The organism is Sulfurimonas sp. CVO, from assembly GCF_009883775.1.
In the GTDB taxonomy this organism is placed as follows: domain Bacteria; phylum Campylobacterota; class Campylobacteria; order Campylobacterales; family Sulfurimonadaceae; genus Sulfurimonas; species Sulfurimonas xiamenensis.
The window spans coordinates 618,582-629,894 of the sequence record NZ_CP033720.1 but is presented as its reverse complement, the minus strand read 5'-3'; the positions used below and the strand labels follow the sequence as shown (position 1 = coordinate 629,894).

11 protein-coding genes and 1 pseudogene are annotated in these 11,313 nt (G+C 34.8%); 3 read left to right on the top strand and 9 right to left on the bottom strand.

Going from position 1 to position 11,313, the window contains the following annotated elements:
- Window positions 1-2 precede the first annotated feature (2 nt).
- Window positions 3-1,451 carry an Asp-tRNA(Asn)/Glu-tRNA(Gln) amidotransferase subunit GatB gene (gatB, locus tag CVO_RS03235; RefSeq protein WP_152299585.1) on the bottom strand — a complete coding sequence of 483 codons (1,449 nt, stop codon included), beginning with the start codon at window positions 1,449-1,451 and terminating at the stop codon, window positions 3-5.
- Window positions 1,452-1,568: 117 nt separating this feature from the next.
- On the opposite strand from gatB, the gene CVO_RS03230 reads away from it, so the two are divergent.
- From CVO_RS03230 to CVO_RS03220, 3 genes and pseudogenes are all read left to right on the top strand, one after another.
- Window positions 1,569-2,747 carry a hypothetical protein gene (locus tag CVO_RS03230; RefSeq protein WP_152299586.1) on the top strand — a complete coding sequence of 393 codons (1,179 nt, stop codon included), beginning with the start codon at window positions 1,569-1,571 and terminating at the stop codon, window positions 2,745-2,747.
- 13 nt (window positions 2,748-2,760) lie between these two features.
- Window positions 2,761-3,156: a hypothetical protein gene (locus tag CVO_RS03225; RefSeq protein ID WP_152299587.1), complete on the top strand. Its 396-nt coding sequence runs from the start codon at window positions 2,761-2,763 to the stop codon at window positions 3,154-3,156.
- Window positions 3,125-4,462, top strand: a pseudogene (locus tag CVO_RS03220) (diguanylate cyclase). Before CVO_RS03225 ends, CVO_RS03220 begins: the two are co-directional and overlap by 32 nt.
- A 1-nt stretch (window position 4,463) precedes the next feature.
- Here the strand turns inward: CVO_RS03220 and CVO_RS03210 are convergent.
- The 8 genes from CVO_RS03210 to ligA form a co-directional block, all read right to left on the bottom strand.
- Window positions 4,464-4,736 (bottom strand): hypothetical protein, encoded by a 273-nt coding sequence (locus tag CVO_RS03210; protein WP_152299589.1) that lies wholly within the window; start codon window positions 4,734-4,736, stop codon window positions 4,464-4,466.
- Window positions 4,737-4,748: 12 nt separating this feature from the next.
- Window positions 4,749-5,423 (bottom strand): F0F1 ATP synthase subunit A, encoded by a 675-nt coding sequence (locus tag CVO_RS03205; protein WP_159569963.1) that lies wholly within the window; start codon window positions 5,421-5,423, stop codon window positions 4,749-4,751.
- 77 nt (window positions 5,424-5,500) lie between these two features.
- Window positions 5,501-6,544 (bottom strand): tRNA pseudouridine(13) synthase TruD, encoded by a 1,044-nt coding sequence (locus CVO_RS03200; RefSeq protein ID WP_349636692.1) that lies wholly within the window; start codon window positions 6,542-6,544, stop codon window positions 5,501-5,503.
- On the bottom strand, window positions 6,541-7,362 hold the full coding sequence (locus CVO_RS03195) for a bifunctional riboflavin kinase/FAD synthetase (RefSeq protein ID WP_159569961.1): 822 nt from the start codon (window positions 7,360-7,362) through the stop codon (window positions 6,541-6,543). The genes CVO_RS03200 and CVO_RS03195 overlap by 4 nt, the downstream gene beginning before the upstream one ends.
- A gap of 62 nt (window positions 7,363-7,424) precedes the next feature.
- Window positions 7,425-7,697 (bottom strand): CBU_0592 family membrane protein, encoded by a 273-nt coding sequence (locus CVO_RS03190; protein WP_152299592.1) that lies wholly within the window; start codon window positions 7,695-7,697, stop codon window positions 7,425-7,427.
- A 298-nt stretch (window positions 7,698-7,995) separates the two neighbouring features.
- Window positions 7,996-8,346: a carboxymuconolactone decarboxylase family protein gene (locus CVO_RS03185; protein WP_159569959.1), complete on the bottom strand. Its 351-nt coding sequence runs from the start codon at window positions 8,344-8,346 to the stop codon at window positions 7,996-7,998.
- A 160-nt stretch (window positions 8,347-8,506) separates the two neighbouring features.
- On the bottom strand, window positions 8,507-9,229 hold the full coding sequence (gene tlyA / locus CVO_RS03180; RefSeq protein ID WP_159569957.1) for a 23S rRNA (cytidine-2'-O)-methyltransferase TlyA: 723 nt from the start codon (window positions 9,227-9,229) through the stop codon (window positions 8,507-8,509).
- Window positions 9,216-11,174 (bottom strand): NAD-dependent DNA ligase LigA, encoded by a 1,959-nt coding sequence (gene ligA / locus CVO_RS03175; RefSeq protein WP_159569955.1) that lies wholly within the window; start codon window positions 11,172-11,174, stop codon window positions 9,216-9,218. Before ligA ends, tlyA begins: the two co-directional genes overlap by 14 nt.
- Between the last annotated feature and the right edge of the window lie 139 nt (window positions 11,175-11,313).

The following is an 11,313-nucleotide window of genomic DNA, read 5'->3' as shown; positions in this document are numbered from 1 at the left end:
TACTATCCCAGTTTTGTTTTTAAAATTTCATTTACAGTTTGAGGATTTGCACTTCCTTTTGACTCTTTCATAACCTGCCCTACAAAAAAGCCAAATAATTTATCTTTGCCGTTTTTATATTGCTCAGCTTTATCGCCGTTTGCAGCAATGATGGCATCACAAATAGCTTCAATTGCACCCGTATCGCTAACCTGCTTAAGACCAAGCGTATCAATTGCACTATCCACATCAACACTGTTTTGCATAAGATAATCAAGAACCTCTTTAGCTGCTTTTCCGCTTATAGTGCCATCTTCTATTCTTTTGACTAAAAATCCAAGCTTTTTAGCATCAATAGGAGAATTGGTAATATTTACATCGCCCTTAAGTCTAGCCTGGAGCTCAACAGTTAACCATGTAATAGCATTTTTTGCACTAATGCCCTCTTCCATCATCGCCTCAAAAAAGTGCGCCATCTCAACTGAAGATGTTACAACAATCGCATTATACTCACTCATGCCGTAGTCTCTTACAAAACGCTCCATCTTCTCATCAGGAAGTTCAGGAATTTTGCTAAACTCTTCCATCATCTCATCAGTTACTACAGCTTTTAAGAGATCCGGCTCAGGAAAATAACGATAATCAGCCGCTTCTTCTTTGCCGCGCATTGAGCGAGTTTCTTGTTTTACCTGATCAAAAAGTCTTGTCTCTTGAACTATCTCTTTATCATAAACGCCATCTTCCCAAGCTTCTGTCTGACGAGCAACTTCAAGTTCTATAGCTTTCTGGATAAATCTAAAGCTGTTGATATTTTTTATCTCTACACGCGTATAAAGTTTCTCATCCCCTTTTGGACGAATAGACACATTTACATCAACACGAAATGACCCCTCTTGCATGTTTGCGTCACCTATATCAAGATAGCGGATAATTGAGTGGAGTTTTTTTAGATAAAGGATTGCCTCTTCGGCACTTCTCATATCAGGTTCGCTCACTATCTCTAAAAGAGGAGTTCCTGCGCGATTTAAATCAACTTTTGAGATATCACCTTCATGGATATTTTTTCCTGCATCTGCTTCAATGTGTGCACGGTTTATACGAATCGTTTTATGCGAACCGCTCTTTTGATGCTGTGCACCCTCTTCGAGAAAATCGATGCGAAGTTTTCCATGCTCTATTACTGGAGTATAAAGTTGCGTGATTTGATAAGCCGATGGGCTATCTGGATAAAAATAGCTTTTTCTGTCAAAATATGATGTTTGATTTATAGTCGCATCGATAGCCTCTCCAAGCATTACTGATTTATGAAGTACTTCTTTATTCAAAACAGGCAGTGCTCCGGGAAGTGCCAGGCAGGTTGGACATGTATTTGTATTTTGTTTGTGATTAAAACTTGTCGGACACGAGCAAAAAAGTTTTGATTTTGTATTTAGTTGAACATGGACTTCTAATCCAATAACTGTTTCAAACATAATGTTCCTTGATAAAAGTATAAAATTAGAGTAGATTTTATCCAATTATGCTTTTAACTTTCATAAACATCTTTAGAAATAATACAAGAGTTATCTTTTATTGTATAATGTTAGATAATGAAAATACAAAATTTACCGACTAAACTTATATTGTTATCACTGTTGACTTTTTCTGCACATTCAAATGAATTTGATTTTCAAGCTTTTGGCACCATTGGCAGTGTATATAATGACAATAGCAACTATATATACAGAAAAGATATTTTCCAAAAAGATGGCTCCTCTGGTGATTTAAGTTTTGAAACAGACACCATAATCGGGCTGCAAAGTACTTTTACGATAAATGAAAATTACTCAATACTTCTTCAAGGCATAGCAAAGAATGATTACGATGATAAAGTAAGGGCAAAATTTGATCAAGGATACTTAAAATTTGACTCAAATGAAAATTTTATCCTCAAACTAGGCAGAATCAGAACGCCTTATTACAGAAACTCAGAAAATTTAAACATAGGTTATTCGACCCTTATGATAAGAGAGAGTGTTGAAGTTTATGGGCAAGTCCCGTTTTCATCTTACAACGGAGCACAAATAATCTACTCAAACCTTATAGATAAATACTTTTATACTATTCAGGCTGGCTACGGCAAAGAAGAGCTGACTGTTCCTATCCATTCACTGAATCAAAAAGTAGATGTTGAAATTGATAACTTATATACGCTAAATTTGACTTTTGGGACAACTGCTTTACAAGCAAGAGTCACATATCTAAACGCCGATATAACTGCATCAAATCAAGACTTAAATCAACTCTTTAAAAACCTGAGAATATCCGGATTAAGTGCGTTGGCAGATCAGTATGAATATAAAGATAAAAGATCTGAGTATTTAAGTTTTGGACTATTTTTGGATTATAAAAACTTTTTATTTTCTACTGAGTACGGACAAAGAAAAATTTCTAGTTTTTTTGCAGATACTCATGGATACTCTATTACACTTGCATATAGCTTTAACAAACTAATCCCCTTTATAACTTATGCACAAAGTGAGATGGATGAAGCCACCTATGATGCAAATACAGCTTCAGATGATTTAAACACTCTGCTTCGCGCTCAAAACTTGGCACAAACATCAAAAACAGTGGGCATAAAATACTATATAAACAACAATCTTGACATAAAATTTCAGTATGAATATGTTACTCCAAAGGGAGATTTTGGAAGTTATCATTTAAGCTCTTTAGAAAAACCGCAAAATTTAAATGTATTTTCATTTGCTATGGATTTTATATTTTGAAAGAGATTACTACATGAAAACTTTTTTGTTACTTCTGTTTAGTATCTACTCTTTAAATGCGCAAATAGTAGTTGTAACAAATAAAAATTCTCAAATAGACACTATTTCAAAAGAGATAATCCAATATATATATTTAGCAAAAACAGATACAATAGATGGTGTAAAAGTTAAGCCGATTCTCTCAAATAATGAAAATTTACACAATGAATTCTGTAATACAGTTTTGTGCAAGAGTGAATTTCAGTATAATAGTTATTGGGCTAGATTAGTTTTTACGGGAAGGGAACCTATCTCAAAAAGACTTGAGTGGGAAGATATTGTAAACAAACTTAAAGAAGTAAATACTATTGTTTATATCAATAAAAAAAATATAAGGGATGAATGGAAAATTATTTATGAAGAAAATTAAGAAACTGCTCTTTTATTACAATTCTCTTTCAATTCTTAAAAAATTTCTACTAGCTCCTATATTTGGTCTACTTTTAGTTATACCATTTTATTTCTTTATATTTTTTATTATGTTAGAGATGAAACAGTCTGTAAATATCGCCAACAGTGCGTTAATACCGTTAAATGAAGCTTCACAAAATAATATTTTACTGTTAGAAAAAATTACAAATGATATAAATAGCGCAGTATCAGCAAAAGAGATAGAGTGGATATCTGCCTCTGACAAAAATGCTGATAAAATAAGAGAAAATTTAAATAAATATATAAACAGCAACTATAAAAAAGAGATTACACAAAGTATAACCGCTTTTGAAAACTACTACAAAAGAGCCAAAGATGTCTCTATAAAAATAATACAAAATAGTTATCACTATCAAAATATCGAAAATGATACAAAAATTTTAGTTCAAAATTACAATAAAGTTGATAAATTATTTAATGATTTAAAATTTTTAACAAAAGAAAATATTGAAAAAAATATCAACTCACTTTATAACGAAGCAAATATTATTTTATTGTATGGAAGTTTTATATTTTTTATATGGTTTTTTATCTCCTCTATAATTATATTCTTGGTTTATAAAGATTTAAAATATAAAATACAAAGAATTATTGACGACTCAAACGAAATAGCATATGGAGATGTTAATTTTGAAAAAAGGCTCAAGATAGTTTCTTATGATGAACTCGGTCAAATTGTAAGATCTATAAATATTTTTATAAATAAACTTCATAAAAGTCATGAGAAACTAACAAAAGCTAAAGAGAAGCTCGATAAACTATACATTATAGACAGGCTTACAAATGTATACAATAGAGTTAAAATTGATGAAATAATTGAGATAGAACTAAAAAGAAAAAGAAGATATGATCATACATTTTCTGTTATTTTAATAGATATAGATTACTTTAAACTTGTAAATGACACACATGGGCATCTTATAGGTGATTTAATTTTAAAAGAGTTTTCGCAAATTTAAAAAGACAATATTAGAGATACTGATTTTTTAGGCAGATGGGGTGGTGAAGAGTTTATAATCATCTGTACACAAACTGATCAAAAAGGAACATTTGCTTTGGCAGAAAACTTAAGAAGAGAGATAGAGAAGTTTGATTTTACAACAGTAGGTAAAATAACAGCCAGTTTTGGTATTTATGAATGCAGAGATGAGGACAATGAAAATTCAGTAATTGAAAATGCTGATAAAGCTCTTTATCAAGCAAAAAGAGACGGCCGCAACAAAGTTGTATGCTACAATCAATAATCTAGTTTTCTTCTATAATATCTTTAGAGTATATTTTTTTTAGAAGTTCTGTCTGTTTTTTGATCTCTTCTAATTTTTCTCTATTTACCGAGAAAGCATCAAGCATTAAAATTAAAAAAAACGAAACAACTATAAAAGCTATTGTAATAAAAAAAGCAAATGAAAATCCCAAAAAGGAGAAGAGCTGAAAGGTTATAAAAGCACCAAAGATAACTATTGCCCATGATGCTCCAAGCAAAAAGCTAATAATTCTGTCGAATTTATCTTTTTGCATGTTCTTTAACTGTTAGTGTTCTTCAACAGCTATTGCACCGCCGAGGTAAACAAAAGTAAGCATCATAAAGATGAATGCTTGAAGGAATGCCATAAATGTAAGAAGAGCAAAAGGGATCAAAGGAAGAACCCATGGAGCAAGCATAAGGATTACCATCAAAAACATATCGTCACCTTTAACATTTCCAAAAAGACGGAAGCTAAGAGATACTAAACGAGAGAAGTGAGAAACTATTTCAATCGGGAACATCAACCAGTATAACCACCAAACAGGGCCCATAAAGTGTTTAAAATATTTGATAACACCTTGACGGCGGATACCTTCATAGTTGTAGTAGATAAATACTGAAAGAGCAAGTGTAAAAGCAAACTCTAAAAATGCGCTCGGAGCTTCAAAACCAGGAATAACGCCGATTAAGTTTGCAATACCTACAAAAAGACCGATAGTCGCAACAAGCGGAAGATAACGGCGAGCATTCTCTTCACCCATAACATCTGTTCCCATTTTTAGAACACCTGAAATATATGCTTCCATTACATTTTGAGTTCCTGTCGGAACCATTTTTAAGTTTGACATAGCCATCTTTACTAGTATCAAAGCGATACCTGCTGATAGCAGCATGTGCGTCATGTAGATAAAAGTCTTATCGTGAGAAATTAGACCGAAAAATGTGAACAATTCACCCATAGGTGTACTCCCTGTCTTGTAATAATTGTGTGATTATAGTAAAAATTTAATTAAACTTTTATAATACGAGAAAAAATTTATCTCTTTTTTTTGCTTTTATCTCTTTTTACATCTTTTGCACTATAGTTTTTCCCCGCAATACTCTCTAAAAACACAGTTGCATAAGAGCCTTTTGGCATCGTAAAAGAGATATTTAACATTGTCTCTTTTTTAACATATTTACACTCAATATCGGTAGGATAAACTAGAGCTTCGCGTCTCTGCCCTTTTTCTTGCAAAAACTCATCATCATACTTTTTTTCTATCTCCGCTGCATCATATTTGGCGCGAAATACATCTCTGCCGCATAAAAGTCCAGTTGGGACGATCTTCTTTGCCGCAAACTCTTTTGAGGGTATCAGCTTTGGAGTTGAGAGTTTGCCATCTTTTGAGACAAACACATCACCGCTAAGAAGCATAAACTCCGAAGAGTCGCTCTCTTTGCTTAACATCACCCTCTCTCTTAGCCACTCGTTAAAATAGTAGCTCTGATAAACCGAGATCAAAAAACTCTTAAGCTTCGCATCTTCTATGAATAGCTCACCCTTTATCATCTCTCTAGCCTGCTCAATGCTATCTGCATCGCGCCCAAATCTTTGGTATCCGAAGTAGTTTGGAAGTCCGCTTTTAGCTATTTTTCTGGCAACTTTTTCTATCTTTCCTGCGTCTATCGCATCAACCTCGTAAAGATTTATGCTAAATCTGTTTCCTGCCAAATCTCCCATTCTTATGGAGTGAGAGTGTCTTGTCATGCTTAATATCTTAATCTGCTTGTGCTGAAATTTTTTAAGCGCATACTCATGTTTTGTCTCTAGCGATATATACTGCGTAGTCGTTGCATGCTTGTCTTTAAGTCCTGCGTAACCTATCTTTTGAGCGGGAATCATAAGATGCTCTGCGAAGATGGCAATCATATCCCAAGTGGTGAGTTCAACTTTTTGCACCTTTAGTATGAGGTAATTTCCTCTGCCTAAAAACTCTTCCATAGGAATCTCATCAACTACGAAATCCTTCTCATTTTGGTAAAATTTTAAATCGATATCCTGTATGCTGTGTAGATACTCTCTATCTAACTCTTTTATAATTGTAGAAATTTTAGCTCCTTTGAAGCGGTTGCTATATCTTTTTTTATAGCTTTTCTTAACTCGTCTAACGAGTCAAATTTTTTGTTCTCTCTGATAAAGTTAACAAAACTGATACTTGCGCGCTCTTTACATAACACTTCGCTATCAAGTATGTGGCTCTCTAACGCGAAACTTCCATCCGTTGTTACTCTATGCCCGACAAACGAGACCGATGGATGAAAATGTTCCTCGTCATCAATGCGTGTAAGTGTTGCATAAACACCCTCTTTTGGCATTAAAAACTCTTTCGCTTCTACATTTATAGTAGCGACTAGCTCTTTTTTGCCTATGCCCTGACCTGCTACCACTTTGCCTTTGATGGTGTAATTATGCCCTAAAAAAGCGTTGGCTCCCTCAATATCTCCGATTTGAAGCTTTGCTCTTATCTTGTGAGAGTGAACCGAATCGCCGTGCAGAGTCACCTCTTCAATCACATCTACCTCTCCATCAAATAGAGTTTTGAGGTCATTAAAAGAGTATTTTCTATTTTTTCCAAAGTGAAAATCATACCCGACTACTATCTTTTGGAGTTTTGGAAACTTCTCTTTTAAAAAAGCTATAAACTCCTCCCCACTAAAGTGGCGGATATCCTCAAGTTCAAGATAAAGAAAAGGAAAGTGCGAAAAGTGCTCACGCTCTTTTTTTGGAGTAAGGTTTGCATAACCCGTCTCGATAACAACTATAGTACTCTTCTCATCAAGTGCCGAAAAAAGCTGTTGATGTCCGATATGCATCCCGTCAAAGCCGCCTATAGCTATGGATGTGCTGTTTTTCAAATCTTTTTCCTCTCTAGCAAAATAGCTTCTCTCTTTTTTATGCAAAATTTTATCAAAAAGGTCTATATTTTATCATTAAAAGCATTTTGCTTTTTGTTTTTATACCACTTATAAAGCCCATACACGCTTATCAATATCCAGAAAAATTCTATGATAAAAGAGGCGAAATTCCAGTTATACAAGAGTGAATAGACAATAAGAAGTGCACCTAAAAAGTTAAAAAACGAGTAGAAAAAGCCTTTGGCATCTATTTTTTCACTCTGCAACAAAAAATATGTTGCCAAAACCATTGCTACACCCACGATACCGACGACATCTACTGCAAAACTACTCATTTTATTTTCTCCATGGTTTATTTGTTAAATTATTTATGTTTATTTTTCTAAAAATAAAGAAATACTGTCATTTTTTAGGATTGCTTTTTTGTAAAAAATATTTTCATAATTATTATATTTATATAATTATAATTGAATAATTTATTTTTCAGAACAGTAGTAATATTCCAGATTACCCTTTTTGTTCGTAAGTTTTTTCTCGTTTTCACTGTGGAGAATTAAAACAAGAAAAGTCTCGCATCTTTCTCTTTATAATAGATAACGAAGAGCATGCCCTGCACGAATAACTTGTTATGGCCTATTTAATTAATTCTTTCTCTCTCAAGTAATCTGCAACTACAAGTGCTTTGCTCCACGCAAGGGTTCCCCCCATGCTAACAGCCACAGAGCAGGTTTCGAATATTTCTTCTGTTGTTGCACCAAGTTCTAAAGCTTTAGATGTTTGAGAAATCATGCAATCTTTACATCCTGCTTGAATAGCCACAGCCAAAGACATCAATCTTTTGGTTTTGAGATTCATGGCTCCATCTCGATAAACCGCATCTTTGACAGGGCCATAATATGCTTCCGCTAAATCCGGCATTTCTGTTTTTGTGACATTAAACAATTGCCACATCTCACCCTCATAATCGAGTATAGAATCATTCATTTCTTTGCTCTTTATCTTATTTTAGATGTCAATCATATCTGATAATAACTATTTATTCAACAAAAATTATATATCAAACAGCTTTATATCAGCTAAATATATGAACACATAAAATGTAGTACATTTAAATGAGAAAATTACTTGTTATTGTTAAAAGGCTTCATGCTCTATTTTGTTTCTCAAAAAAGTAGCAATACTCAAGATTGCCCTCTTTGCCTGTGAGTTTTGAAGGCGATTTTAAAATCAGTTTCCACCCTAGCAAAGCACAAGCATCTTCAAACTTTATCATGGCGTTAAGTATTGCTTTTTCATCGGTCACGACACCGTTTCTATCTCTTTTTGCCTCTCGCCCGACCTCAAACTGCGGTTTAAAAAGCAGAATGATTTTATCTTTTGCAAGTCTATCGACGACATCCAATATATAAAGCAGAGAGATAAAAGCGACATCGCTTACCACTATGTCAAACTCTTTGTCGCTCTTAAATTCTCTTATGTCACAACCTTCGTAAGAGCGGACTCTCTCATCATTTTTCAGACTTGTATGCAACTGATCTCGTCCCACATCAACAGCCGTAACTTCTGCAACTCCGCCCTCTAGCAATACCTGAGTAAATCCGCCCGTTGAAGAGCCGATATCTAGCGCGCTCATCCCTTTTACATCAAGCCCCAACTCATCCAAAAATGCACTCAGTTTAAAAGCTGCACGAGAAACATACTCTTTATGCTCTTTTAGAGTTACTTTGTCGCTCTCTTTTAGTTTATGCGATGTCTTTATTATCTGTTCTCCGTTTACGCTTACAAGCCCCTTTTTTATAAGTGCTTGTGCCTTGTTTCTGCTCTCGCACAGATAGTTTTCTACCAGATAGTTATCAAGTCTGCTCAATTTTTTTCCTCATCTCTTGCTCACTAAGAACAGCAACGCCCAAGTTCACAGCTTTATCATATTTGCTTCCTGCATCTTCGCCATAGATAACAAAATCAGTTTTTTTGGAGACTGAACTTACCACTTTTGCACCCAAAGCTTCCAGCATCTCTTTTGTAGCGTCTCTTGACTCGCTCATGCTTCCCGTAAGCACTACACTTTTACCTTTAAACGGATTCTCTTTTGCCTCTTCTCTCTGCTTTGGTTCAAGCGGACGCAAAATCTCTTGGAGTTTTAATATAGTATCTCTGTTTACTCTGACAAACTCCAAAACCGACTCCGTCATCTCCTCTCCAAAACCCTCTAACGAGACTAGTTCCTCTTTTGTGGCATCTATAAAAGAACTTCCAAACCTGCTACTTAGAGTTTTAGACGCCACCTCTCCGATATGCTCAATCCCCAAAGAGTTTACAAACCGCCAGTAATCACACCCTTTTGCGGCTTCAAGCGAATCAAGCAGATTTTGCGCCTTTTTCTCTTTGAAACCCTCTAAAGTTAAGAGTTTATTTAAGGTTAAATCAAACAAATCAAGAACACTTTTAACAAGCCCTGAATTAAAAAGTGCCTCTACTATTTTAGAGCCCAAGCCGTCAATATTTAGACACGGTTTTGAGGCAAAATAGATGATGGAGTTGATAACTCTAGCTTCACATTTTAGATTTTGACACTTTAGAAGCACACCCTCATCCAAAAGCTCACTGCCACAAACCGGGCAAGTTGTCGGTCGCTCATATTTAATTTCACTTCCATCTCTCTCATGAGTTAAAACTTTTATGATTTTTGGTATAACATCACCACTTCTAAGGATGATGACCTTGTCATTTATGCGGATATCTTTTCTATCAATCTCATCAAAATTGTGCAGTGTCGCACGCTCAACTACAACGCCATCAATATTTGTCGGCTCTACAATAGCAACCGGAGTAACCACACCCGTTCGTCCCACTTGAAGAGCTATCTCTTTTAGCGTGGTTATCTTCTCAACTGCAGGAAATTTGTAAGCAACTGAAAAACGGGGGTTTTTAACGGTGTAACCCATATCTATCTGCGCAGCTATTTCATTTACTTTTATAACCATGCCATCAAGCATCATCGCGTAGCTGTCGCGATTTTTGTTCATCTCTTCATATACAGCTTCTATCTCATCAAAATTTTTACATGTAGCTCGAAGCGGCGGTTTTTTAAAACCAAGAGAGTAGATATAATCCATTCTTTGACTTAAAAGTTTATGCTCCAGAGTGTTCTCTCCGACACCGTAAGGCAAAAAGACAAGATTTCTTGAAGCGGTAATGCTTGAGTCAAGCTGTCTTAGACCTCCTGCCGCGGCATTTCTGGGGTTTGCAAAAACCGCTTCGCCTTTTGCTGCTCTCTCTTGATTTATTCTAAAAAATTCATCTTTATAGAGTACAACTTCACCTCTAATCTCAATTCTATCTTTATGATTTATAACCAATGGAATCGAGCGGATTGTTTTCACATTTTGCGTTATCAGTTCGCCTACACTTCCGTCTCCGCGGGTTATACCTTGAGTAAGTTTCCCATCTTCATAGATAAGATTCAAGCTTGCTCCGTCATACTTCGGTTCGCAGTAAAATGTTATGTTTTTATCTAACTTGTATGTTTTTGTAAGCCACTTTTGCAAACCCTCAGAGTCAAAAACATCCTCTAAACTCCACATACGGCTAAGATGATGAGCTTTTGAAAATCCTTCAGAGACTACATCACCTATTCTTTGTGTAGGTGAAGAGGGCAAAATATCCTCTTTGTGATGCTCTTCGTATTCCAAGACCTCATGATAGAGTTTATCGTACACCTCATCAGTCGTAATCGGATCATCAAGAACATAATAGTGGTATGCGTATAGATTTAGCTTCTCTACAGCTTTTTTATAATCATTTAAATTCATAAATATGATTTTATCCAAAACTTTTTTAAAAGAGTCCTAAAGAAAGACGGTTTATTGAGAATGAATATCAATTTTATATTTAATTAAGGGAAACTACTATAAAGTTCTACTTGAGAATGAATATCAATATAAAAAGGGT